At 44.4% G+C, this 25900-nt stretch carries 20 protein-coding genes; 5 read left to right on the forward strand and 15 right to left on the reverse strand.

Annotated elements, in window-relative coordinates:
• Nucleotides 1-140 precede the first annotated feature (140 nt).
• Nucleotides 141-5387 carry a S8 family peptidase gene (locus C170_RS08300; protein ID WP_036608303.1) on the reverse strand — a complete coding sequence of 1749 codons (5247 nt, stop codon included), beginning with the start codon at nt 5385-5387 and terminating at the stop codon, nt 141-143.
• A 995-nt stretch (nt 5388-6382) separates the two neighbouring features.
• Here C170_RS08300 and C170_RS08305 point away from each other — a divergent pair.
• A complete protein-coding gene (locus C170_RS08305; protein ID WP_036608306.1) occupies nt 6383-6817 on the forward strand; it encodes a hypothetical protein in 435 nt (144 codons plus the stop codon).
• A 129-nt stretch (nt 6818-6946) separates the two neighbouring features.
• Here the strand turns inward: C170_RS08305 and C170_RS08310 are convergent, their stop codons facing one another.
• Nucleotides 6947-8437: an exosporium glycoprotein BclB-related protein gene (locus tag C170_RS08310; RefSeq protein ID WP_036608310.1), complete on the reverse strand. Its 1491-nt coding sequence runs from the start codon at nt 8435-8437 to the stop codon at nt 6947-6949.
• Between the two features lie 281 nt (nt 8438-8718).
• Nucleotides 8719-10179: an alpha-L-fucosidase gene (locus C170_RS08315; protein WP_036608312.1), complete on the reverse strand. Its 1461-nt coding sequence runs from the start codon at nt 10177-10179 to the stop codon at nt 8719-8721.
• 122 nt (nt 10180-10301) lie between these two features.
• On the opposite strand from C170_RS08315, the gene C170_RS08320 reads away from it, so the two are divergent.
• Nucleotides 10302-11147, forward strand: coding sequence for an AraC family transcriptional regulator (locus tag C170_RS08320; protein WP_036608315.1), 846 nt, complete (start codon nt 10302-10304; stop codon nt 11145-11147).
• 28 nt (nt 11148-11175) lie between these two features.
• On the opposite strand, the gene C170_RS08325 is transcribed toward C170_RS08320, so the two are convergent.
• A complete protein-coding gene (locus C170_RS08325; RefSeq protein ID WP_051447075.1) occupies nt 11176-12261 on the reverse strand; it encodes a glycosyltransferase WbsX family protein in 1086 nt (361 codons plus the stop codon).
• A gap of 61 nt (nt 12262-12322) precedes the next feature.
• The gene (locus C170_RS08330; RefSeq protein ID WP_155985034.1) at nt 12323-13315 is read right to left on the reverse strand and encodes a hypothetical protein; all 993 of its coding nucleotides are present in this window, start codon (nt 13313-13315) and stop codon (nt 12323-12325) included.
• Between the two features lie 287 nt (nt 13316-13602).
• Here C170_RS08330 and C170_RS08335 point away from each other — a divergent pair, with 287 nt between their 5' ends.
• Nucleotides 13603-14010 carry a hypothetical protein gene (locus tag C170_RS08335; RefSeq protein WP_235200735.1) on the forward strand — a complete coding sequence of 136 codons (408 nt, stop codon included), beginning with the start codon at nt 13603-13605 and terminating at the stop codon, nt 14008-14010.
• Between the two features lie 118 nt (nt 14011-14128).
• On the opposite strand, the gene C170_RS08340 is transcribed toward C170_RS08335, so the two are convergent.
• The 6 genes from C170_RS08340 to C170_RS08365 form a co-directional block, all read right to left on the reverse strand.
• Nucleotides 14129-15475 carry a glycoside hydrolase family 30 protein gene (locus C170_RS08340; protein ID WP_036608324.1) on the reverse strand — a complete coding sequence of 449 codons (1347 nt, stop codon included), beginning with the start codon at nt 15473-15475 and terminating at the stop codon, nt 14129-14131.
• 22 nt (nt 15476-15497) lie between these two features.
• On the reverse strand, nt 15498-17141 hold the full coding sequence (locus tag C170_RS08345; protein ID WP_036608327.1) for a sugar ABC transporter substrate-binding protein: 1644 nt from the start codon (nt 17139-17141) through the stop codon (nt 15498-15500).
• Nucleotides 17142-17178: 37 nt separating this feature from the next.
• On the reverse strand, nt 17179-18066 hold the full coding sequence (locus C170_RS08350; protein ID WP_017688674.1) for a carbohydrate ABC transporter permease: 888 nt from the start codon (nt 18064-18066) through the stop codon (nt 17179-17181).
• A gap of 15 nt (nt 18067-18081) precedes the next feature.
• Nucleotides 18082-19071 carry an ABC transporter permease gene (locus C170_RS08355; protein ID WP_200868492.1) on the reverse strand — a complete coding sequence of 330 codons (990 nt, stop codon included), beginning with the start codon at nt 19069-19071 and terminating at the stop codon, nt 18082-18084.
• A 119-nt stretch (nt 19072-19190) separates the two neighbouring features.
• Nucleotides 19191-20213, reverse strand: a complete 1023-nt coding sequence (locus C170_RS08360) for a LacI family DNA-binding transcriptional regulator (RefSeq protein WP_036608330.1) — start codon at nt 20211-20213, stop codon at nt 19191-19193.
• A gap of 180 nt (nt 20214-20393) precedes the next feature.
• Nucleotides 20394-20738 (reverse strand): thioredoxin family protein, encoded by a 345-nt coding sequence (locus tag C170_RS08365; RefSeq protein ID WP_036608332.1) that lies wholly within the window; start codon nt 20736-20738, stop codon nt 20394-20396.
• A gap of 118 nt (nt 20739-20856) precedes the next feature.
• On the opposite strand from C170_RS08365, the gene C170_RS30695 reads away from it, so the two are divergent.
• Entirely contained in the window at nt 20857-20997 is a 141-nt protein-coding gene (locus C170_RS30695; RefSeq protein ID WP_155985035.1) for a hypothetical protein, read from the forward strand.
• A 79-nt stretch (nt 20998-21076) separates the two neighbouring features.
• Here C170_RS30695 and C170_RS08370 read toward each other — a convergent pair whose 3' ends face one another.
• On the reverse strand, nt 21077-21370 hold the full coding sequence (locus tag C170_RS08370) for a DUF3817 domain-containing protein (protein ID WP_036608336.1): 294 nt from the start codon (nt 21368-21370) through the stop codon (nt 21077-21079).
• Between the two features lie 206 nt (nt 21371-21576).
• Entirely contained in the window at nt 21577-22545 is a 969-nt protein-coding gene (locus tag C170_RS08375; protein WP_036608338.1) for a LacI family DNA-binding transcriptional regulator, read from the reverse strand.
• A gap of 343 nt (nt 22546-22888) precedes the next feature.
• On the opposite strand from C170_RS08375, the gene C170_RS08380 reads away from it, so the two are divergent.
• A complete protein-coding gene (locus tag C170_RS08380; RefSeq protein ID WP_036608339.1) occupies nt 22889-24313 on the forward strand; it encodes a glycoside hydrolase family 1 protein in 1425 nt (474 codons plus the stop codon).
• A 195-nt stretch (nt 24314-24508) separates the two neighbouring features.
• Here C170_RS08380 and C170_RS08385 read toward each other — a convergent pair whose 3' ends face one another.
• Together C170_RS08385 and C170_RS08390 are read right to left on the reverse strand one after the other, a co-directional pair.
• Nucleotides 24509-25111 carry a sugar O-acetyltransferase gene (locus C170_RS08385; protein ID WP_152683042.1) on the reverse strand — a complete coding sequence of 201 codons (603 nt, stop codon included), beginning with the start codon at nt 25109-25111 and terminating at the stop codon, nt 24509-24511.
• Between the two features lie 38 nt (nt 25112-25149).
• A complete protein-coding gene (locus C170_RS08390) occupies nt 25150-25716 on the reverse strand; it encodes a sugar O-acetyltransferase (RefSeq protein ID WP_036608345.1) in 567 nt (188 codons plus the stop codon).
• Nucleotides 25717-25900 lie beyond the last annotated feature (184 nt).

Genomic DNA, 25900 nt, shown 5'->3' on the forward strand with positions numbered 1-25900 from the left:
AAATAACCATAGCCGAGTAATCTTAGGCGTCAGATGTGAATCAAGACAACAAAAAGCCGACAAGCCCTGATACCTTGGCTTATCGGCTTCTTGCTTAGATGGTCAAAACGCAGTTATCATCCAAGTCATACTTTGCATAATTAAGGTTGCAGACCCTCAGCGGACGGTGGACTCACTTCCGTTCCATTCTCTTCAGGGCTCGAATCTGGATCTGGAACGGATTGTTCTTGTGCTACGCTGACGAACAATCGTCCAGCTGCTTCAGCCTCTACTTTGTTGCCTGCTGCATCCTGAGCACGAATCACAATGACTCCACCCTCAAGAACAAGGGATGAAGGTGTTGTGTACGTACCTGTGTAACGACCAGGTTCAGTCTCCACCAATGGAACCTCTCCTGCCCCCTGGGCATTCAGATTCAAAGGTAACTGAATCCGGAAAGATGCTTGCAGACCAGGTTTACTGTCAAAAGATACGGTGACACTTTCTCCTGATGTGATTCGAACATCTTCAGCTGGCGTAATATTCGTAAGTTCTGGCAACGCGGTTTCCACGTATACGGTGCGGGTTACCGTTGTTTTGTTGCCAGCGAGATCGGTTGCTGTAATGGTAATTGTGTTCTCGCCTTCGTTAACCAATACGCGATGACTGAAACTTCTGTCTTTGCCCACTTGTACGGTTTGTCCGTTAACGGTTACCTTATCGAGGAATTGTTCCACGACATTACCCGTTACGTGAACAACTTCTGCATTGATGCGATCTCCTTGAGTTGGCGTAACAATGGTCAACTGCGGTTTGGTCTGATCCAGAATAATGACAACGGGGAGTGAGCGGTCGGTCGTTTTCCCGTCCACCACTGCCTCGGCAGTAATCGCATTAATGCCAGAACGGAGCTTCACACCGTATGAGAACTTCCCATTTGCCACCGTTGTGGTGGCAGCCAGATCCTTGCCGTTGTAGATCTTGATCTGAGCTCCAGATGCCGGAGACGTTCCCGACACAGTGAAGGTCGATTGATTCGTATACGTGTTCGCAGGGGCTGTGAGCACAGGTGCATTGACCGGATATCTCACAACTGCACGAATCATGTAGTTACCTTCTTCTGCAGGTGAAGTGCTCCACGCTCCACCTACTCGCTGCCAGCTTCGACCTGCATTTGGACCATCCTCATCGGTAGCGAGTCCCGGAGCGCTAGTTCCAGCTAAACTCTGTACATACACGATATAGAAATCACCCGTTACAATGACCGGTTCCGGGAATTCAACAGTTGTCCATTGATCGTTACGAAGTGCAGTACCGTCAAATGGTCCAGCCAGTTGTCGTCCCGGAGCTCCGCCCGCACCCGATGCATCATATACGGCATATTGGAACGCTGTGCCTCCAGGTACAGGCCATTCGGTGTTCCAGAATCGGAACGATGCACCTGTCAGTTGAGCGGTCTCCAGCTCTGGTGTCATTCGAACTGCCCAAGCGTTATCCGCAGCATTAAAAGCTCGTGCGTTCTCTGCTGTTCCATCATCATAAGCAATTTCCCCAGGGAAACCGATGAATGGTTTTAAGGCAACATTTGCCTCAGCCGTACCATTACCAGGGACTGTCACAGTAACGGTTTTACTGTAATAATCTGCAGCCCGGATGGATAGGGTATAACTTCCTTCCAATACCTGAATATCGAAGCTGCCATCTGAACCTGTGCGAACTTCACCTACATTGGCATCTTCCACCACGAGAACGGAAGCATCAGCCAGTGGTTGTCCTGTCCGCTCATCCGTTACTACACCTTCTATCTGTCCATGCGGGATTGCCTCCAGATTAAAGTTGGCTTTGGCTCCACTGCCATCGGTGATCGTTACCTGCTGAGTTCGAGGATAATAGCCATACGCCTCAGCTTTTAACGTGTAATCACCTGCTACGTGTGTGAAGTTATACTTGCCTGTAGCTGGATCTGTCTTCACCGAACGCCCGGTTTCCAGTACGGTAACCGTTGCACTTGCAGGCAGGCTTTGTGGATTAACCGAACCTGTTTCTGGTTTTTCGACTTCCGGTTGTTGCTGTTTCGTTTTGTTGAATTCCGCTTTGTCGGTCCGCGAAATTTTGTACCATGGGTTTTCATAGGACGGTTTTGGTTTGTCACTGTTAAGCACAACCGCATTGTCCTCCGTGACCGTCTCCGCAGCAACACCCAGTACTCGGAAATCATCAATGAACCAGCCTGTCTTCACAACACTGTTGTCTGAGGTCAGACGGAACCGGAATTGTACTTCATTGCCGGTAAGTGCATCCAGGTCATAGAATACCGGTGCCCATTGTTTACCGTTTGTACTATGTGAGAATTTGCCCAGTTCTGACCATGTGGTTCCACCATCCTTGGTGACTTCCACATACCCGTAGTCGTATCCACTCTCAATCTCGTACCAATGATTAAACGTGAGTGTTCCTTCGGACACATCCGTCAAATCAATGACCGGAGATACGAGTGAATAGTTGGAGCCACTCTCGTACGTATTGTCGAGATCAGTCGCCCAGACATTCGGTGGAGAAACCGCGCTGGCAGGTCCCGTTACCGGAATACCGCGTTCCCACTCATCTTTGGTTCCTGAATGAGTCCAGCCATTATCATCACTGCCATCGAAATGATCGATGTAGATATCCTGAGGCACCTCTACTGTAATGGAGACCTCATTCGATTTGTCGCTTTCATTGCCACTATAATCAAGTGCGGCAACGGTATAATAATACGTCGAATCTGTCACCGTAGCCGTATCTGTAAACGTTGTTCCTGTTGCAGTTCCAATGGATTCATAACCTGCACCTGCGGTTGTGGAGCGATATACCACATAGGATTCGAGATCCTCATCGCTCGGACCCGTCCAGCTCAAGGCTACATTACCAAGAATATCGGCCGTCGCAGACAATCCGGCAGGAGCGCCCGGAGCAATCTCATCCAGTTCTTCTACAGCGAAATCATCAATGTACCAGCCAGCCTTTTGCAATGAATTATCGCTCGTCAGATTGAATTTGATGAACACCTGCTGTCCCGCGTATTCGCGAAGATCCACATATTGTGTCTTCCAATTGCCACCTGTACCCGTGAAGGTTAACAGTTCTTGGAACACATAATCGCTATCCTCGGAAGCGATGTATACCTTGCCGAAGTCGATGTTATTCTCCAGGTCATACCAGTGCTTGAAGGATAATAACGCACCTTCTGCACTCTCGGTTAGATCAATAGGCGGCGCAAGCAGATATGCATTGCTATTCGCCACATAAGTTCCTTGCAGATTGGTTGCAATCACCTTGTCACCGGAGTATGCACTTCCAGGACCACTGGTTGGTGCTCCCCATACCCAGGTACTTCCGGTTCCGCCAGTTGTGAAGCCCAGCTGATCTTCTTCAAAATCCTGAAGATATCCTGGCTGAACACCATTGGACACAGCCACTTTATATACCTGACTTTCGAATCCGTTGTTGCCGTAGTCGTTCACGCGGATATAATACTCCACACCTTGTGGCTCAATCAGAAATGCCGGAATGGTCGCTGTGTACGTACCATCTTTGTTATCTCCAGCAATCCGGTTCATCGGTAGATAAACGTACTGGTTGGTACCTGTCGTTTTGGCAAAAGCCTCGACGGAGACTACTGCGACGTTATCTGTCACATGAGCGGTTAATGGTATATCAATGCCTGTAAAGGCAGAATTAACAGGGGTATGTGCCAGTACCGGCTCTTCCAGATCATCTCCGGCCGTAACCACTCTGCCGGATACTGTGCCGATCCCTTCGAGTACAGAACCCACAGCATCCAGGGCATTAATAATGCCGTGACCGTAGCCGTTATTAGGAGATGTCGGATACTGACTATCCGTTCTCGGCGTGGCTGTATCTGTAATGATCTGCTCCAGCTGATCCACTGTAAGGGAATGATTGGCCTGAAGCAGCAGTGCAGCAAGTGCAGTTGTATGCGGGCCTGCCATGGATGTTCCGTTCCAGCCTCCCTCATATACTCCGCCCGGAACTGATGAACGGATATTCACACCAGGTGCAGATACTTCCGGTTTGATCTCACCATACGGGGATGGGCCCAGCAGGGAGAACGAAGCCAGATTTCCGTTGATATCGGTTGCTCCTGTAGCAAAACTTTCAGGATAGTTGGCTGGGTTAGCAACAGAACCAGGTCCGCCCGGGTTACCCAGTCTCACATTTCCTGCGGAGAATTCCGGGAAAATCTGAGCATCACGCCAAGCTTGGACCATAGGACGGAACCATTCATCCAATCCTGCGCCTCCGCCCCACGAGTTGTTAACGACATCCGGTGCAAGTTCAGGATGCAGATTGCCTTCCGCATCGACCGGAGCGATCAACCATTGTCCGCCATCGAGAATAATGGCATCCGTTGTTTCCGGATTGAATATCCGCACACCAATCCATTTCGCACCGGGAGCAACCCCGATCTGATTGGTGCCATCTGCTTCCGAGCCAACCATCGTACCCATAGTGTGCGTACCATGCCCGTCTCCGTCCGCAGGGAGGGAAGCATTACTGTGCGGGTCATACCAGCTTAGTTCGGGATCAACGATATTGCCTGAAGCATCCAGTCCCCGCCATTTGCTGCGAAGCGCCGGGTGGGTATAATCCACACCACTGTCCAGATTGGCAACAACAATCCCTGTTCCATCGATGCCCCGATCCCACACCGCTGGCGCATTGATGTAATCCAAGTTCCATTCCACGTTCTCTGTTGCAAGCTTGTCCTTTGCAGCAGGCTCTTTGTCTTTGACTCCGACTGAAGAGTCTTTAGTTGGCGTTTGGACAACATCTTTGCCTGATGCCGCATTCGCCGGTTCTTTACTCACTTCGGCTTTCTGTAAGTATCGTGTCTCATTCGGTAGAATCTTCTCCACCTCAGGCAGCAGCGCAATCTGTTCCATGACTTCTTTGGTACTCGTTACTGCCAATGAATTGACAATAAAATAGCTTTTATATTCTTTGACCTTACCCAGGTCAACTTCCTTTTCCAGATAAGTTTCCAATGGATATTGTGTACGCGAGGCCGTTTCTCGCAGAGAGCTGACGACCGAATTACGAACGGACAGCTTTGTGGCTGAAGCCGTTTGTTTGGCGTTGGTCGCCTTTTCAAGGGCCTGTTTGGAGACTGCTGCTGTATCCACCTGTTCCTTCATTTTCACCAGATAGGTAACATATTCACTACCATCAAATTCTTTGGTCAACTTGGCATTTACTTTGGACTCCGTAATTTTGGCAAGTCCAGATTTCATATCCAATTTGGATGATGTGGAGTTTTCAGCTGAAACCGGATGAATGATCGAAAATGCAAGGAGAAGCGAGAGCCCCATGGAGATGGGCTTGCGTAACCGATTAATCTTTATCAAACTTTTCCACTCCTTTTACCCGGTTTTTTAATTTAGTCTGGTACATATGCCCTTCTCTGCAGAATGAAACGGTAAAATAACCTTTATTGCGTACGAAATAGATACCCTGGATTTCACATAAAGTCTCACCTCCTTTACAGGTCTGGTTAGGGAACAATATGAGTCAGAAGAGATAACAGATCAGTCTATGATTTTTTACTTGAAAGTTTAGGAGATTGAATGAATCGGATTAAACCATGTGAGTGAATAGTTTGGGTGTTTGAATAATGCAATGAGAGTGAATGTCTATAAGCATTCATGTGGAAGGGTAATCTGGAGCGTTAGCAGAACGCTTGCTAAGGAGTGGTGGATATGACTTTCGATCGTAATTCGAGTGAGTAGTTAAACATTTTAATTACATATAATAGTCGATTAGGAATTTAATTGGATTTTATTGGTATAGTATAAAATCATTATTCGATATATACAAGCACTTTATTGAAAAATATATAAAATAAGTCTATTTAATGCTTTTATGTGTCTCATGTCGCTTACGTATTCATACTCCCATTTCGCATTTATGTATTTCATTTCGCTTAATGAACAAATGTAGTAGTTCTATGAAACTACGACTTGATGTTCAAGGTTACTATTCAAACAAAGTGGCAAAACAGAGGCTCATCCTGCTGTGTCAATTTTCGTTTAATGGCGTGTTCGAATCGTGTATTCCCTCTCCGTAATCGTCTGAGCTTATAAATGTTAATTTGTGAACTATATATGAATAAAGTATATATTTAACAAAAATAGTACAGAAAATCATGAAAACTTTATTGTATATATTTGGAATTAAATGTAGGATTATCTTGTAACATACATTTGGCGCCAGATCAACCTCACTCTCATCCTAGGAAATGACTGTGAGGAAAGCTACTGCTCTATTGATCTTTTGTCTTTTTGTGAACAGTACGAACTCTAATCTAATTTAAATTTTATATACCAAAAGGAGATGTTTGATTGTGAAAAAATATCAAAAAACAGCAATTGCAGCTCTTTCTTCCATGGCGATGCTTTTAGCATCTGTTCCAGCGGTATTCGCTGATGAAGCTCTTACGCTAACTAACCCTTCCTCCCAGGAAGTTCAGACAAAACAACAGTCCCAAGCACAAGAAATTAATATTTTTGCCCAAAATCCCTTAAGAGAATATTTCAATGGTGGATATAGTACCGATATTTACTTGAGTGGAAAAGTCACCTTTAGGTTTAACCCTCTTACAACAGGGGAATATGTGTTTAAAGTTGAAGATATGAGTGGAACCCTGAAGGGAGATGGAAGAGTAATCGTGTCTGATTATGGAACGAAAAGCATCACTCTTGAGAACTTGTATGGTTATCATAAAATTGTAGCTTACTCACCCAATGGTTATGGTGGAAGCTATGACATTTACTACTAATGATTGGTAGTAATAGATATCACAATTATTTATAAAAAGTTCTAACCCCATGGCTCATATGAGTCATGGGGTTACTTTATGATTTTTATAGAAACGATTGAGTCGCCTCAGATCAAAATTTATATCTCATCATGTAATGTTCACGCCGCCACTTGCATAACCAACAACGGTATTCACAAGAGAAAGTCCGGCTGCCGTTGCCGAGAACACCAGTAGCAGACGTGTCTGTGCAGTCACAGGTATAGCCAATCCGGTTGTTATGCCATTGGAGATACTACCCAATGCAATAATACCGGTGAGTGGAGGTGCCAGTGTAACGACCGCCCCCGGAACCGCAGTAAATGCATTATTCGGAGTCGGTGAACTGAATAATTGCGCAGTGATGGTCACCGTTGAACCAACCAAGGCCAAGGCTGCTGTGGTACTGAAATAGGCAGCAATGGAAGTTATAACGCCATCCCGTGGGACAGAGAACGCAAAGTTAATGAGTGGTCCGACAATCGTTCCCGTTAAATCAATCGTGCCACCCAGAATGCTGACTCCTGTTGCCGAGCTGCCGAAACCGATAAGGCTTGTCGTTCCGACCAGTCCACCAAGAATCGTTGTTAATATGGCAGGTCCGCCAGAAGCAAATGGTATGATGGCGCCCGAACCCGTAGCTCCTGTAACACCAGTGCTGCCAGTTACTCCCGCAATCCCAGTTGCGCCAGTAGCCCCGGTTACCCCAGCAATTCCGGCTGCACCCGTTGCCCCGGTGACTCCCGCAAGTCCAGCTGCCCCGGTAGCCCCGGTGACTCCGGTGGCTCCTGCTACGCCAGGATCACCTGTTGCTCCTGTAACGCCCGCTGCTCCAACAGCTCCTGTACTCCCCGTTACACCTGTCGCTCCTGTTGCGCCACCTGCTGGGCCTGCCGCACCCGTTGCGCCAGTAACACCTGTCGCACCTGCGGGTCCCTGGGCACCAGCAGCTCCCGGTGTACCAGCTGGACCTACACCACCCTGAGCACCAGCAACGCCAGCCGGGCCTTGTGGACCAGGTACGCCCTGAGGACCCGCTGGTCCTGCAGGTCCTGCCGGACCTTGACTGCCTATGTTTCTAAGCCCTGTTGTGATTGCCAATTCGGTCGCCCGGATCAAAATGACCAGTTGATCTTTCTCAGCCGAATCGATATTCCCCTGTAAAATGACAGATAGGAGCACATCCAGCAATTGCTGCAAATTGGTTCCCACACTGATCGGAGAAAATGGAACGGCCTCTGCAGATACAATGGTAAGCTCCAAGATCGCTTCGAGATCTGCCTTGGTTCCCTTTTTCAAATCCGAGCAATGAACCAGAGCCAGTAATTTACGCAGTACCTCAATCAGAAGTGAAACATTGTGAGGCGTGGGATTGGCAAAAACCTGTACAATTGCTCCCTTCAACTCACCAATTAATTTGAGAAGGAATTCGGCTTCTTTGTCAAAACACTTATGATGGTGGTTATTGTGATGATGATTGTGGTGGTTATGATGGTGCTCGTGATGGTGTTCTTTGTGCTGCTCTTGGGGATGGTCACAGTCCTCAGCTTTTTTTTTCTTAAATCCGCTCCAACCATATCTGATGCGTTTCTTTGGTTTCATCTTTTTGCAGATCCTCCTTAGTGAGTCTCAATCAATCCATTACAGGCGAACATCACTGGTTTGATGATATCAGTATATTAGCAAGCAAGAATTTCGTGATTATTATATAAGTAAATTTCCGAATTACAGTTTTCAGCTTGGAGGAACCTCCATTATCATGGAGAGGATTTTGCATGGAAGTCAGCCCTATGTATAGCCCAACCAAAAGAGCGCTATCCGATGAGTACAATACCCCTGGATGCGCCCTTTTTATATTTACAGTATTTATTTATCTTTGTTGATTAGTCCAATTTAATTTTGAAAACAATAGGCGCATTACTTTTCACAGTTGTCGTTGTGATCGTCAGTGCGTCCGCTGTTCTCTCCCATTTTGGCTGTTCTTCATAGCCAAGTACCTGAATATCTTGAATGACCCCTTGAAAATGATGAGAATTTTCCTTCAGGGATTTAATCTGCACCACCCCGTTATCTGGATAGGCAAGAACCGTGGCATACAGACTGCTTTCTTTTAACGTAAACCGTATATCTTCACTCGTAAATATCTTCGTATCCCCATCCGTGAATTGCCCTTCCTTCACCTCTGTCGGACCCTCGCCAAACGTACGCCAGAATGACGTGTCATAGATCGCTTCCCCATTCACTTCCAGCCACTTGCCAATGCTCAGCAAAATCTCACGATCTTCTTCCGGTATGCTGCCGTCTGCTTTGGGCCCAATGTTCAGCAGTAAATTTCCGTTTTTGCTTACAATATCGACGAGATCCCGAATGATCTCTTCAGCCGTTTTATAGTTATTATTTTCCGTATAACACCATGAGTTTTTAGCGACAGCTGTATCCGTTTGCCAAAAATAGGGCTTGAGCTCAGCGAACTGTCCCCGCTCCACATCCGGAACGGCACTCCCAAACATGTAGGCCTCATGTTTATAATTGATAGCTACAGGCACGCCCCACTCTTCGCCTTTGTTATAATAATAGGCAGCAAATTTTTTAAGATAGGGTTTGAACGCAACCGTTTGAATCCACCAATCAAAATAAAAGACCTTTGGCTGATATTGATCGACCAGTTCACAGCAGCGAATCAACCAGTCCTCCAGATACTCCTCGGTTGGAGGTGAGTCATACAAGTCGAAGTGATCCTTGGGTTCAGGCATGGCAGGCCAATAGAAATCCCCACGCTCCAGGGGTTCCTTAATATCTGAATCAAACTCCTTCCCGTGAGACATGAAGAACCAGTGCTCGGCGCGGTGAGACGACACGCATAAGGTCAGCCCCTGCTTCTCGTATGCAACCTTCATCTCACCCAGAAGATCCCGTTTGGGGCCCATTTCATATGTGTTATAGTGAGAGATAGAGCTTTTATACATCTGAAAACCGTCATGGTGCTCAGCCACAGGCATAACATATCTGGCTCCAGCCTGTTTGAATAACGTTGCCCATTCGTCTGCATCAAACTTCTCTGCACGAAACATCGGAATGAAGTCTTTATATCCAAAGTCCTTATGAGGTCCATACACCTCAAGGTGATGTTCATAAGCTTTGGTGCCTTGTATGTACATATTTCGCGAATACCATTCGCTATCATAGGCCGGTACAGAATATAGCCCCCAGTGAATGAATATGCCGAATTTCGCTTTTGGGTACCACTCGGGTACTTGGAAGGTGCTAAGCGAACTCCAGTTGTCCTTGAATTTACCGCTCTCAATCGTTGCTTCAATATGTTGCAAATATTCGTTTTTGTCCATGAGATGTTCTCATCCCTTCTGTTATTGTCTGTAGTTGTATTGTAGTGCTACGACCAAAGGATAGACATGCAGAACACTAACTTTTAGATGGACAATAATAACCTTGTATGGAGATGAAAAGTATGAATCACCAAACTTTGCTTACGAACTACCTGTCCAATCTCCAAGTCGAATTATTTATGGTCAATTACAATCGGTGCGATACGGATTGGCGGGATCTGGATTACACGCCCGATTACAGCAAGTTTTATTTCATATGCGAAGGTGAAGGTTGGCTCAAAATTGGGGATGAGGAGTATTACCCTGAACCTAATCAACTTATTTTAATGCCAGAGGGGATCCAACAGTCATACTCTGCCATTAATGAAAGTCCTTTTCTCAAATATTGGTGTCACTTTAGCGCAAAGGTTGGGGGAATCAATTTGTTCCAAATTCTGAAATTTCCACACATCTGTACGATAGATCAACCTGAGTTGATTCAAGCAATCTTCAGCAGTATCCTTACATATGCAAAATCCGATGAAGTCTATGGCCATATGATGGCCAAGAGCAAACTAACCGAGCTACTGTCCCACTATATAATGAATCTGGATCTGGATCAGATCTCTTTTATTAACGTGCCTGTCATGGAGAAACTGTCCACTATTCTGGCTTATATTGATTCCAACATCGAAGAGAATATTTCGGTTCAGGATCTGGCCCAGATCGCCTACATGCATCCAAATTATTTCATTCGATTCTTCAAGCAGCAGATCGGTGTTCCTCCGATCCTCTATATTACTGGCAAAAAAATCGATAAGGCCAAGGAGTTGCTGGCGTGCACCCCGAACACAATAACCACCATCGCCGAGCATCTCGGTTTCAGTGATTTGTATTATTTCTCCAGACAGTTCAAAAAGCATACAGGGTTAACTCCAACGGAGTACCGCAAACAAAAAACGGGAATTACAACGAAACATGGTCTATAAATAAACTCAAAGCAAAGAGAGAGTTCCCTCATTCGGAACTCCCTCCTATAGACTTGTTTCTGTTCGATTCATGCTGAGTCACTTTCTTGAGTTCGCTCAAATAAGCATAACCATAGTTTTGATCCGGCTCAAGATATGCCCCTTCCGCCCACTCGTTCCAGGCATTAACAAAAAGATATTCACTTTTGTACAGCGTCCTCGCTCGTTCCATCTGTCTGGACAGATACAGCCCAAACTTCTCTGGGGTGGCCCCGAGCGTACTCTGTCCGTCAACACCTCTCCGCGGTGTATTATCCCAATTGACAAAAGCACCTGGATAGACAATTTCTCCGTTACGGTGTGGTGTTCGTTCGAGAATGGAGGACCATACCTTGTCGTAATTCACAGCAATATGCTGCTGTCCCTTGATGTTCATTTCGATCCAGATTCCATTCATATGTCCATGTGCAAACGTATAATGCGGTTCAAATTCCATACTCGCATCAAAGATCTGACCATTAAATGTAGGGAATCCACCAATGGTCTGCACAAAATGAATCCCTTTCAGGCCATGCTTCAAAGCCAATTCACGCCAAAACTGAATCATTTCCTCACATTGCGGAATACTGGCTGGTCGATAGATCAGAAATAATGGCTTACCTTCCACTCGAATATATCGTTTGTCCTTAAATACTTTTACCAGATAATTAAAATGTTCTTCCCAATCCTCTCGATCCCCATAGTTCTGGGCCATGAGAATATCGGATTCTTGCCCATCCCATTTTCTTGTCCATGTCTCATTGGCCCAGGACAAGCAAAAAGGAAAATCAGGCTCCCCACTATCCAAAATTTCATTCACCGGTTTTTCCAGCAAACGCTTGCCTTTGAACCAATAATGATAATAACAAAATCCATAAATGCCATGCTGTTTAGCCGTTTCCGCTTGCCATTTTCGTACATCTGGATCGGAAAGGTCATAATATTTCCCCTGAAATGGCTGTTTAGGCTGATGATGACCCGAATATAAAGGCGCGGCTTTTTTTACATTGGTCCATTCGGTAAAACCGTCCCCCCACCATCGGTCGTTCTCCTCAATCCGGTGAAATTGGGGCAGATGCAGAGCAATTACCTTCAATCAGAACTCCTCCAATGCAGCAACATGATGCAGCCTACGCTCCTGTGATTTTTGGGATGATTTATATGAAAATGATATCCAGCAGTCGCAATGTTTTTTGTAGATGGGATTGATTATATTTCATGTATGCCAGAGCATGGCTAGCGGCCAGTCTCCTTGCATCAACACTCTGCCAGTAATGTTCAAACTTCTGAGTGAGTTCTTCACAAGAGTTGTATTGTTGAAAGTTACTAAGGTCAATCCCGTTGCTCTGATTCACAGATGGTCCTATGAGCTGAAACGTCCCACATGCGGCAATTTCCATCACGTTTTTGATTGATTCGCCACGATGAATAACCAGTTTGCTTCCGTTATATAACATCTGACGAGCTTCATTCGTATGAACAGGCTTGAAATCCCCGATCTGTGCCCAACCCTTTCCATCTACCCGAACCTTTTTGTTATCCAAAAGACCCGATTTGGCAACAGCGGTGACGATGTCATCCGGTTCTGCATCCCCGATGATATAAACATCCGATTCGTACTCCGGGGGAACAGCTTGCGGACAGAATATATGTGGATCAGGCGGCATGAACAGTTCATGACTACCAGTGCTTCCCATATGATGCTGATCATCGCTTATTTGGGTTGATTGTTGTGTAAACACGTGATCAAAAATCGGTAGAATAGTTTCGCTTTGGTTCACTTGTTGATCGGCAGACAACCAGATGGCCTTTTTCACGGTGGATGTCCTTAATGCTGTAATATTCTCATCCGGCAAGTTTTCTCCGCTTCCGATAACCATAATCAGGTCAACATCATAGGAAGACAAACAGGCTGACACGGATTCGATATATTTAATCTCATTCACATTTCTCACGAGATGTTTCAAACTCTGTTCAATCAGGACGCAATGTGATGACATTTCTCGGTCATTACAAGGGGTAATAAGAAGCACATTTAACTCCTTATAGATCACTTTTGGCACTTCTCGGGCAGGTATGCTTCCCACCTGCATCATTTTCAGCCATTGCTGATTCAGTTCCAAATGCTGTACTTCCATATGTTTACGCATGGATTTGAGTTTCCTGTTCAGAACCACATTCATCTGTCTCAGGAATAACCGGTTCGCATCATGAACTGAACGTTTCTTTTTTGCGGACTTAACCTGCGTTCTTGACTTCTTTTGGATAACAAACCCTCCTGTTCCATGCGAAAACATTCTCTGCCTACAATATGCACGAAATAGTGTTTCGCTAACTCTTTTTTTGCAAAAGGGGCTTTATCCCAGGTATATAATGTGTGGCCACCCGGATCATTCCAGATCTTGTCCTCATAGAATATAAGAATACTATATAGGAGATGATATCTTTGCCAACTTTTGATAGCATCCTTGTCACCGGTAATCAGACCATTAACCAAGATCTGCAAGTTAATGGTAATCAAACCGTTGGTGTCGATCTAAACGTCAATGGCAGTCAGACCATAACAGGCAGCCTTCAAATCAACGCCAGCTCCTCGATTGTCAACCATTTGGGTGTAGGCGGAGTGATTGAAGCTGGAGATAGCGTTAAGGCCGCTACACAATTAATGGCACTTAATCAACCTACTCTTCCACTCTCCCTACCCGTTTTGCAACAACTCAGATATTACAATCCTGGTGTTGCAGGTCAACCCGGTCTGGTCTTAACAGGGACTGCTGGCAATCAATATATACTGTTTGTTGATGAAAGTAGCGGGACACCCCATCTCGCCATTCAACCCGTATAAGATAACCCTGAATCAGATGAGTTTCACCAAAAGAAGCGATATCCGTGTACACTCCGGATATCGCTTCTTTTGGTTTCATTTCTGATGAAGCCTACTTGTAACTCCATCTATTTATTTATTAATCTGTGATCAATACGGACAAGACACTCTTGCTTTCCAGCTGAAACTGCATCAATACATCGTCACGCAGCTTAACCTGTATGTTGCCCGTCTCCTCTCCATCATTGAAGAGGACTAAAGCTACGGAACCATCGGCATTTTTAAAAGCCACAGAACAAATTCCATCATCACTGGATGTTGATTCGATCCGAACAGACTTCGGGCGGATCACAGCACTGAAATGAGCCAGAGCATAATAATCAAGTGTATACGTAAGTTCCTTTGTTTGCTGATTCACCTGTACGATCCCACGGCACGTACTGCGGCCAAATCCCGGAACGGTTGGCCCGTTGTTCTCATCAAGTGCCATATTCCAAAGTACAAAGGACTTGCTGTAATTGCGAAGAATCTGAATTCCCGTTCGCATCACATTTGAGAAAGCTTGCTCAAATGGCGGAATCCACTCTCCACCCGAACCTTCAGTGAAATGCACTTCTTTCCCTGCAAAAGCTTCATAAACCTTCGTTTGAGCAGAAGCATCGCCCCCGTACCAATGCCAGGCTACACCATCCACTTCCTCTCCCGCTTGTTCCAGCACGGTCAGTGGATAGTCCGGTTGATCCCAGTTGTGATCGTAACAGAGAATTTTGGTTTGAATATCGTTTTGCACAAAGGCTGGTTTGAGATGATTTTTGATAAAATCTGCTTGGGCCTCGGCTGGCATCAACATACCCGGATAGTGCCCGGGTTCATAAAGCGCCTCATTCTGTGGTGTAATGGCATGGATGGGTAATCCATGCTTGCCATATGCTCGAATGTATTTCACGAAATATTCAGCATAAACGGGATACCATTCAGTCTTTAATTGTCCGGTAATCATGGATCCGCTCGTTTTCATCCAGCCGGGTGCACTCCATGGTGAGGCAAATAGCTTCAGTTCAGGGTTCAATGCCAACGCCTTTTGCGTTAAAGGAATAACGTCCTCTTCATCATGTGCAATGCTGAATTGGGTTAATTTCGGGTCTACCTTCTGTTCTGGCATATCGTTATAACTGTATATCGTTCTCGCATAGTCCGAAGCTCCCATCGGATTTCGGATGACCGAGAGCCCAATCCCTTTCTCTGGATGGAACAGCCGGGTCATAACCTCTTCCCGCTGCTCCTCACTCAAGATTTGGTTGATCAAATAGGCAGATGAATCGGTAAAAGAAGCACCAAATCCGTCCATCTCCTGATACGTTAACTGATCATCCAGATGGATGGTCGTTTTCTCCTTATCAGCATCTAGTGGTTTCAATTGCTCTTGGGATAGAGATACGAATAAATCTTCTTCACCCGTAGTTTTGTACATTTTGAATGTAGTCATAGGATTCTCCTTTGTATTTCTATTATTGAATTCCTAGTTTCTCTTTGTTCAATTTCATCTTTTCACTGCGTACCTTCACAATCTCTTCCCAACGGTTCTCACCTAAAAATGACTTGTAAGAAGCCAGTGCATTGTCATACGAGGCATCATCCTTGGACCGTACCATACTGACCAGCGTTGTATTCCACTTCGTATTGATTGCTGACAACGCACGAGCTTCAGGTGTACCTTGATCCGGGCTAATATTCTCCAGAATAAAGTGTGGTTTCAGCTTGCCTTTGCCCCACTCCTGCATCTGTTTAATCGCTTCCGGAAAAGCATCTGCACTGAGTGCTTTGTGGCGGTCATGACCAAAGAACATAAACTCGCCCATCCGATAATCCTTTTTGAATTGATCTGCGTTATTCAGTTGCATGTCTTTCACTGCTGGCAGCAATTCTACACTACCGTCGGCTTTGGTTTGGTAGCTTTCCCCTTCGATCCCGTAATTCATAAGCGTCTGTCCTTCTTCACTCAGCAAGTATGTGAATATCTGAATGGCCTTGGCCGGATCTTTACAGTCCTTGGAAATGAAATTGATCATCCACCCGGTTATTCCGGATTGATTCAATGTTGGTGCATTACCTTTGGTACTCTGCGGTCCATCGATAGCAACATATTCTTTGCCTGGATTGGCACTCATGTAGATTTGCAGGTTTCCTCCTTGTTGAGGTGTACCGTCGAGCAGCATCGTTGCATATTTACCCGATTTCACTTTCTCTTCAAAAGCCGTACCATCATCCGCAAAACTGTCATCACTGATATTGCCGTCTCTATACACGGTGTTCAATGTTCTCAACCACGTGAGGTAATCTTCATCCAGATTACGATCATAGAATTCTCCATTCTCGTTCTCAAGCGGAACACCAATGAAGTCTTGCAACGTATCTCCGAGTGAACCCGTTCCTTCTCCTACGGCATTAAAGCCGAATGGAATCAGCGCAGGGAACTCTTGCTTAATTCGTTTCATCACATTCTGGAATTCTTCTGGCGTTCCAATGACCGGACTACCCAAAGCTTCGTACACATCTTTACGAATGATAAATGCCGTTTTGGCAGGAATATTACCGCTATCATAATCCTCTTGTGTATTGGAATAGTTCGGGTAACCATAGGTTTTACCATCCGCCAATTGGAACCAGTTCAATGTATCGGCAGCCGCTACTTTATTGAAGTAAGGATCATATTTTTCCGCCAGATCGTTCAGCGGCATCGCCCAGGTTGCAGCTTTTTGTACCACAGGAGAATTGGAGTCAAATACGGTCAACAAGTCAGGCATATCTCCACCTGCGAAAAAGGTGTTTAACTTGGTATCATCACCCGTGATGAATTTAATATTGATGTTCAACTCCTCTTTGATTTTCTTGGTAACAATGTCCTTGCCAAAATCGGTGTTCCACCAGTCAGCATTGACGTACCATGTCAGGTCGGTAGCCTCTTCCTTTTTATCCAACTGCCAAGCTGGCTTTTCCGGGTCAACCGTATAACGATCTTCAATGGAAACCCAGTTTCCTTCACTTGAGCCCCCAGATCCACCACTGCAACCTGTAATCATAAGTACGGCTGTGAGCAGTGTTGCGAGCAATTTAATCCCTTTTTTGCCTGATGCCTTATTCAACTTCAACATATTTTTGTTCCTCCTCAAAATGGGGTATTTGTTGCTCCTATTCCTTGACTGCTCCGAGCATCATTCCCGAGATAAAGTATCTCTGAACGATGGGATAGATCAGCACGATAGGGAGTGTTGTAATAACAATGGTGGCTAGCTGCACGCCTTTGGTCGTTGTTTCAATAACAGCCGAACCCCCGACATTTTGCATGGATTGTGTCTGTGACTGCACGATAATCTCATACAACATCATCTGAAGTGGATACAGTGACTGATCGGTAATGTATAACTTGGTTGTCATAAAGTCGTTCCATTGCCCCACCCCATTAAATAGTGCAATTGTAGCCATGGCAGGCATGGAGAGTGGAATGAAGATTTTCAGGAAAATATGCCAATCCCCTGCACCGTCAATCTTGGCCGATTCTTCCAACGAATCCGGGACATTCCGGAAGAAATTCATCAGAATTACGACATCATAGAAGCTGAATAACGCCGGGATAATGTACACCCAGAAGCTGTTAAGCAGGCCAAGTGATTTGATTAACAGGTATGTCGGGATCATACCGCCCGAGAAGAACATGGTAATAACACCCATGGCAACGTATAATTTACGGCCTCTTATGTACTTTTTGCTCAGACCGTAACCAACCATGGCACAAAAGAACACATGTGTAACAACGCCGATCGTTGTTTTGGACACCGATATGAAGAAGGCCTGCCAGATGCCCTGATCATTGAATACCGCTCTGTAATTCTCCAGCGAGAATTCCGGTGACCAGAAGATGAATCCACCTTCCGCCAACGCTTTGCCTGAACTAAAGGAAGAGATGATGACATTCCAGAGCGGAACCAGAATAACGATCGTACAGATGATTAACAAAATCATATTTAAGGTATCAAAGATCCGACTATCGAGATCTTCTTTTGCCACCTTTCCATTCACGCGGGATGCCTCCTTCTACAACACAGATTGATTATCGTTTAATTTGCTTGTGATTTTGTTTGCAGTGACGAGCAGAATGACAGAGATGATGGAGACACCCAAGCCAACGGCCGTTGCATATGAAAAGTCACCCTGAGACATCCCCATACGATACACATAAGAATTGATAACTTCCGCTTTGTCGCGGTTCTGGGAGTTCATGAGAACCAAGGTCTGATCCAGATTCGACCCTAATAAACCGCTTACAGTTAGAATCAGATTTAGGCTTATGATTGATTTCATGTTGGGCAATGTGATATTCCAGATCTGTCTAAGACGGCTTGCACCATCAATTTTGGCAGCTTCATAATACGTAGGATCAATCTTTGCCATGATCGCCAGATACAGAATCGTTCCCCAACCTGCTTCTTTCCAAATATCCGATAACGTAGCAATCCACCAGTACTTGCCTGCATCCAGCAAGATGTTCTGCGGTTGCGAGATCACTCCCAGGCTAAGTAACAACTGATTAAATAAGCCCGTTGTTGAAAACCAGGTGATCAGCATTCCCCCAAGTACGATCCAGGACAAAAAGTGAGGTAAGTATGAAACCGTTTGCACAAACTTCTTGAAGCGTCCGCTGTTTAACTCGTAGATCATGATTGCGAGAATGATCGGAATGACAAACCCGATACCTAATTTCAAAAAACTGATCCCTAACGTATTCACGACTGCATCCCAGAAGTATTTATCTGATAAAATGATTCTGAAATTATCCAGCCCTACCCAAGGAGCGGTGGCCAACGTATCAATGACCGTGTAATTTTTGAAGGCAATTGTCAAACCGTAAATCGGAATATAACAGAAAATAATCATAAATATAATGCCCGGGATAATCATCGATTGAATCTCCCATTGTCTCCGATAATCGACTATGAATTCTTTAATCCGTTGTCCGATGGGTTTCTTCCCATTGGGACTGATCGCATTTTTACCGGTTGATGTCTCTACGGCTAATTTATCCACGTTTTTTTACTCCCCTCCATCATGCATACATGTTTATAAAAACGTTTTTATTTTTCGGCATAAAAATCCCCTTTGCTTTTATTTATGTAAAAAAAGACCGGAGAAGAAGCTGAGTCAACTTATGTACGGTAGTCTTTCCGGTCGATCTTCACATGGCTTGAACCTCTAACCACCAGCTCACCCGCCAATTTCTGTGCAGCCCCTTGTTCTTTCTCCTTGATCATACCCACCAGTTGATTGATTGCCAGGATACCCTGTCTTGCAATTTGATTTCTTACCGTTGTAAGCGGTGGAGAAAAATACTGTGCGATATCAATATCGTCAAAACCCACGACACTAACATCTTGAGGCACTTCAAAGCCCTCAGACTTCAACGCATGCATACAGCCAATTGCACTCAAGTCATTCCCTGCAAGAAATGCATCAGGCCGCTTGCCGGGGTGCAAATGAAGAAAAGATTTTATCGCACTATACGTGCTCTCCTCCTCAAAGTACCCTTGTATAATGTAATCTTCATTGATTGGAAGCTGGTATTCATGCAAGGCAGCCAGATAGCCGTCTCTACGCTGCACACTGTCAAACATCGTGTCCACGCCCGAAATATAAGCAATTTTCTTGTGCCCCAGCCCAATTAAATACTTGGTTGCTTCGTAAGCAGCCACATACGAGTCAAAAATGACACTTCCCATCGTATCACTCTGATAGACCCGATCCAGAAAAACCGCCTTGATCTTGTCTTTCTCCATGGCGATAATATCTTGCTCATCGATCCGAAGCTCTTCGTAGATAATGACACCATCCACCCGCCGACCCAAAATATTACTCATAATAACGTGTTTATCCTTGGTCACAAATACATTCAAACCATACCCAAGACGATCACATTCGCGAGACATTGACTCAACCAGCTTATAGAAATACGGACCCGATACACTTGTAGTGAAAAAACCGAGCATTTTGGTTTGACCGGACTTCAACAGCTTGCCATTCAGATTGGGCACATAATTTAAACGTTCTGCCACCTTAAGAACATGTGATTTTGTCTCCGGGTTCAAGACATCCACACCATTCAAGGCGTTGGAGACCGTAGATATGGATACGCCCGCTTCCCTTGCTACATCTTTAATCGTTATCTTTGCCATAAGTTTTGTTCCTTTACTATAAAAACGTTTTTATAATATTTAAATTATCATAAAACCGTTTTCATGGCAACACTTTAATTTGCGAGTTCAAACATCATGTACTTTATTCATAGCTATATGCCACTGCGGGCGCAAAAAAACGGCTCATGTATGAGCCGCCGTTCATGAAGATTTAGCTTTCTATCCCTCATCTTGGACATACATGGAGTGAATCTGTTGCAACTGCTCTTCCAGACGTTCCAAGCGAACAAAACGATCCGCTCGAATATATTCCTTCTGCTCCACAAGCATGATCATTGTTGGAACGGTAAAAATAAGAAACTTGGAAGCAACCTCTTCCACTTCATTAGCATTAATGTGACCCAGGTATACCGATGGATAAGGTTCAAGCAACATCCTGATCTTAGGAAGTAAAGCGTGACATACACTGCACTCTGGACGAGATACATACAAAAAAACCAATTCATGTTGTTGAATAACTTCTTCAACCATTTCTATGGATGTTAACTCATGAATATCTTTCATAGAAGCTCAACCCTTTCAGTCATTCAATAGCTTGCTCATTTAAACTTTTTCTTTTCAAGTATAGCCTATATGCGTTAGAATCAAATGGAATATATCCCCATATGAAAGAGGTTATGGTATGAAAAAATCATTCTTATTTCTGTTCACTGCTCTGGTAGTTGTTACTTCCTTCTCAGCATATGCACCTGTGTCGAATGCCTCTGGCGACGATATTGGAGTCAGCTTATTGTCCGATCGTCAGCAAGGTACAGTAAAGTAGAACTTGTACAGAAAGTAATAGGCGACAATTCGGATAACATCTGAATTAGTCGCCTGCTTTCATTTATTCTTATTGATTTTTATTTCCAATCTCTCTTCCGAAGATAAGATTCGAATACAAAAGTTCCAAACGGCAGTAGACCGGCGAGTCCACCCATCAGCCAGCGTGTTATCTTCCACTTTTTGACCAGAGCCAAATGCACTAGTGCAATAAGATACAAAGGAAACAAAATACCATGAATCATGCCCATTACGGCTACAGCGGAAGAGATATCTGCAAAATATTTCAGAGGCATAGCAATAAAAATCAATAGAAGTAAGGATACACCCTCCCATATGCCCGCAATTCTGAATCGGCCTGTCACTGTTTTCATAAAGTCCATTCTCACCTTTCCCGCTAATCGTTTGTGAAATATGTAACTTGTAACATGATACAAAAAAGCTCACGCCACATCTCCTTACAGATATGTCGTTCTGAAGCTCATATTCAGTATAACGTATGACTCCGATTCGAAGATGCTTCAAATTTGAATAATTATTGAATCCATAAATTCAGATTCCAACATCAGGTCTTATGGATTCAAGTTGTCTCACGCTCAATCAGCTGGTATGTCAGCTGTTCGGTCTGCAACTCCATTTTACCCAATACGGCCCACAATTGATGGAAAGCCTGGGTGGCTTGCTCCGCAATCGGATTGTGTATGGTCGTGATTCCAAGCACACGGGAAAGCTCGATATCATCAAACCCCACAATGGCGAGTTGTTCCGGTACCTGAATTTTCCTTCTGCGTGCTTCACTAAGAATGCCGATGGCTGCATAATCATTTGAACATAATACGGCCTGTGGAAGTTCTGGCCCCTCAGCCATTCTTCGCATCGCTTCTTCGCCATCGGACGAGCTAAATACTGAATATTGATACGCTTCAGTCCACACATGCAACCCTCTGCTCTTCATGAAAGATTCATAGGCTTCACGGCGGCTCTGGGTATTCAAACTTTCAGCCCTGCCAAATGCATTTGCAATTCGGGTGTATCCTCTCGAAACCAGATGCTCCAGAGCTAACTTATACCCTTCTGCCTGATCCATAGCAACAGACGGAATCTCGTCATTCCCCATTCGCTGCCAGGAGACAATCGGACCGTATTCCAAATACGCCTTTAATTTCCGAGGATCATTAACACAAGCAATAATAACTAGCCCATCGACTCGTTTACTGCGCAGATCTTCGAAAGCCTGCAATTCAATCTCCGGATCTCCACGGGATGTATAGATAATCGTCTGAAACCCAAAATCCATGGCTGTATCAATGAATTGATTCATGAATGTAAGAATGATCTCACCTGTGGTAGAGGTCACAATTCCAATCTGCTTTGTTTGCCCTGTAGATAACGATACCGCATTCCGGTTGGGAATATAATTCAACTGTTTCATAATATCCGTTATGATCTGTCTTGCTTCATCACTAACATGCGGAGAATGGTTAATCACTCGTGACACTGTCGCTTTTGAGTAACCGGACCGCTTCATAATTTCATCAAACTTGGACATCGGAGACTCCCTTCTTGCTAACGAACTATATAAGTTCAACTAAGATTATTTACACTGGCACTTCGATGACAGAACAACCTTCCGATCGTTGTTATCCCCAGATTTTTTGATTCCCATATCTAAACGGGAAAATCCGGGGATAAAGGCGACCGCTTCGCTTCTTCTGGTTATTTCTGTCCTCTCCGTTTTCGTGTAAATTTTAGTTGAACTTATTTAGAATAATAGTATGCATCAAATCTGGGTCAAAAGTAAAACTTGACGTGTAACCCGTTACAACGTTTAAGCTTTTTTTATGTCATACATGAATCATCTTAAAATCAATTTGATGAATGGAGCGATACACATGAGTAATCATACTTATCAATTCCCGGAAAATTTCCTGTGGGGTGGCGCAATTGCAGCCAACCAGGCTGAAGGTGCATACAATCAAGGCGGCAAAGGATTATCTACTCAGGATGTAGCTCCCAAAGGCATCATGGGTCCAATCACGGAAGAACCAACCGAAGATAACATGAAACTGATCGGTATAGATCTGTATCATCGCTACAAGGAAGATGTGAAACTGTTTGCCGAGATGGGCTTCAAGGTATTCCGTACTTCCATCGCCTGGTCCCGTATTTTCCCAAAAGGGGACGAGCTGGAACCAAATGAAGAAGGTCTGCAATTCTACGACGATCTGTTTGACGAGTGTCACAAATACGGGATCGAACCACTGGTTACGCTATCCCACTATGAGACACCTCTTCACTTGTCCAAAGAATACGACGGCTGGGTTAACCGAAAAATGGTTGGATTCTATGAGCGTTATGTAACTGCCGTATTTAAACGTTATAAGAATAAAGTGAAATACTGGCTTACCTTTAACGAAATCAATTCGATTCTTGAAGCACCCTTCATGAGCGGTGGTATCTACACGCCTAAGGAGAAGCTTAGCAAGCAAGATCTGTATCAAGCGATCCATCATGAGTTTGTAGCCAGTGCTTCCGCTGTGAAGCTCTGTCATGAGATCATTCCTACGGCACAGATTGGTTGTATGATGCTCAGTATGCCGACCTACCCGCTGACACCAAATCCAGACGATATGATTAAAGTCATGGAATTCGAACATAGCAACTATTTCTTCGGCGATGTACACGTAAGAGGTCGCTACCCTGGTTATATGAAACGTTACTTCCGTGAAAATGGAATCGAGATTCAGATGGAAGCTGGCGACGAAGAAATGTTACTGAATACAGTAGACTTTATCTCTTTCAGTTATTACATGAGTATCTGTCAGACAGCAGACCCGGAGAAACAAATCGCAGGTGAAGGTAACCTGCTTGGGGGTGTACCTAACCCTTATCTGCCAGCAAGTGAATGGGGATGGCAGATTGACCCGCAAGGATTGCGTTATGTGCTTAACATGTTCTATGACCGTTATCAAAAACCACTGTTTATTGTAGAAAATGGTCTTGGTGCTGTTGATGAATTGATCACGGGTGCGGACGGCGAGAAAACAGTTGAAGATGACTACCGCATCCAGTATCTGAATGATCATCTGGTTCAGGTTGGTGAAGCTATTGAAGATGGCGTTGAAATTATGGGTTATACATCATGGGGTTGCATTGATGTTGTAAGTGCGTCTTCTGCCCAGTTGAAAAAACGTTATGGCTATATCTATGTGGATCGTCATGACGATGGATCAGGAACACTCGAACGTTATCGCAAGAAATCCTTCCATTGGTACAAAGAAGTGATCAGCAGTAACGGGAAAAGTTTGCAACGTTAAGGTTCTTTAAGCAAATGTAACAGATACATTCTTCTATCCCCCAGACATATCACATAAAAAAGTGTCGGTTATACGATACCTTGGCATGTTTTCTGTCTGGGGGATTTTATTTTTATTTTCAAAAAGAAACACCCGATGATACACATCGGGCATTCTCCATTAGCGACTATCACGTTGTTCACTATTTATTCTTCACTAGATGTTCTTCACTACATCCCTGCTGTACTTTGTTTTGTCTTCTTCCGTTATCTTGCGAATGACCCTGCAAGGATTACCCGCAGCAATCACACCAGACGGTATATTCTTGGTCACTACGCTGCCTGCGCCGATGATCGTATTATCTCCAATCGTCACACCGGCAAGAACTGTCACACCGCCACCGATCCACACATTATTGCCCACCGTGATGGGTCCAACGATCTCCAGACCTTCATTGCGCTGCTCAACATCATAAGGGTGGCCTGCTGTATAAAATCCGCAATTGGGAGCAACAAAAACGTTATCTCCAAAACTGATTTTGCCTCCATCCAGCATGACAATATTATGATTGCTATAGAAGTTCTCACCAATTTCAATATTATAGCCGTAATCACATACAAATGGCTGTTCAATCAGGAAACGATCCGTCGTTTTCCCCAGCAGTTTCTTGATTAACGCTTCTCTTTCATTGATCTTGGCTGGATGAAGCTGGTTATAATCGTAACAAAGTCCTTTGGCATGTAAACGCTCTTCAATTAACTCTTGATCATAATTGGCGTTATACAAGAGCCCTAATTGAGATTTTTCTTTTTCAGTCATCATTTCGTAAGCACTTCCCATCTTCTATCTAAAATAAGTTAAAGCTCAATCTCTCTAATAATTCTAGCAGGATTACCGCCCACAATCATATTATCCGGAACATCCTTTGTAACCACAGACCCGGAAGCAATGACCACGTTGTCTCCAATGGTAACCCCCGGGTTAATAACGGCTCTGCCACCAATCCATACATTATTGCCAATCGTGACTGGCTTGCCATATTCTGCACCCGTATTGCGCTCATGCGGATGGAGTGGATGAGTAGCCGTATAGATATGTACATCTGGTCCCATTAAGCAATGGTCTCCAATACGCACTTCACACACATCTAATATCGTACAGTTAAAATTGCTATAAAAATGATTGCCTACATGAATGTTATATCCATAATCCACATGAATATTAGGTTCCATGCCCAGGTGTTCACCTGTAGATCCCAACAGTTCTTTCAATAACTTGGTGCGAAGCTCACCGTCCGTTTCCGTCGTTTGATTGAACGTCCGCGTCATTTTCCTTGCATACTCTCTGTCCTCAGACAATTGAAGATCCGAAGCCATGTACAGCTTGCCATCCAGCATTTTTTGTTTTTCCGTCTTCGTAGTCATGATCACCGCTCCCTCAATACACATCATGTAATTAAACATTAAATAATACTTTTAAAAACTCTTTTAATTATATAGATTAGTATGAATAAAGCAAGTTTTGCTCGATATGAAAATGGTTAATTTCACTGACGCATACCCTAGCGTATCAACAATAAAAAAACCTCTACACCCATTAGACTATGGG

The sequence above is a fragment of the Paenibacillus sp. FSL H7-689 genome (assembly GCF_000517905.1).
Lineage (GTDB): Bacteria > Bacillota > Bacilli > Paenibacillales > Paenibacillaceae > Paenibacillus > Paenibacillus amylolyticus.

Coding starts and splice junctions, on each gene's coding strand:
- C170_RS08310 (WP_036608310.1), bottom strand. CDS start 8,437: ATGAAACCAAAGAAACGCATCAGATATGGTTGGAGCGGATTTAAGAAA.
- C170_RS08315 (WP_036608312.1), bottom strand. CDS start 10,179: ATGGACAAAAACGAATATTTGCAACATATTGAAGCAACGATTGAGAGC.
- C170_RS08320 (WP_036608315.1), top strand. CDS start 10,302: ATGAATCACCAAACTTTGCTTACGAACTACCTGTCCAATCTCCAAGTC.
- C170_RS08330 (WP_155985034.1), bottom strand. CDS start 13,315: ATGCGTAAACATATGGAAGTACAGCATTTGGAACTGAATCAGCAATGG.
- C170_RS08335 (WP_235200735.1), top strand. CDS start 13,603: ATGATATCTTTGCCAACTTTTGATAGCATCCTTGTCACCGGTAATCAG.
- C170_RS08340 (WP_036608324.1), bottom strand. CDS start 15,475: ATGACTACATTCAAAATGTACAAAACTACGGGTGAAGAAGATTTATTC.
- C170_RS08345 (WP_036608327.1), bottom strand. CDS start 17,141: ATGTTGAAGTTGAATAAGGCATCAGGCAAAAAAGGGATTAAATTGCTC.
- C170_RS08360 (WP_036608330.1), bottom strand. CDS start 20,213: ATGGCAAAGATAACGATTAAAGATGTAGCAAGGGAAGCGGGCGTATCC.
- C170_RS08365 (WP_036608332.1), bottom strand. CDS start 20,738: ATGAAAGATATTCATGAGTTAACATCCATAGAAATGGTTGAAGAAGTT.
- C170_RS30695 (WP_155985035.1), top strand. CDS start 20,857: ATGAAAAAATCATTCTTATTTCTGTTCACTGCTCTGGTAGTTGTTACT.
- C170_RS08370 (WP_036608336.1), bottom strand. CDS start 21,370: ATGAAAACAGTGACAGGCCGATTCAGAATTGCGGGCATATGGGAGGGT.
- C170_RS08375 (WP_036608338.1), bottom strand. CDS start 22,545: ATGTCCAAGTTTGATGAAATTATGAAGCGGTCCGGTTACTCAAAAGCG.
- C170_RS08380 (WP_036608339.1), top strand. CDS start 22,889: ATGAGTAATCATACTTATCAATTCCCGGAAAATTTCCTGTGGGGTGGC.
- C170_RS08385 (WP_152683042.1), bottom strand. CDS start 25,111: ATGACTGAAAAAGAAAAATCTCAATTAGGGCTCTTGTATAACGCCAAT.
- C170_RS08390 (WP_036608345.1), bottom strand. CDS start 25,716: ATGACTACGAAGACGGAAAAACAAAAAATGCTGGATGGCAAGCTGTAC.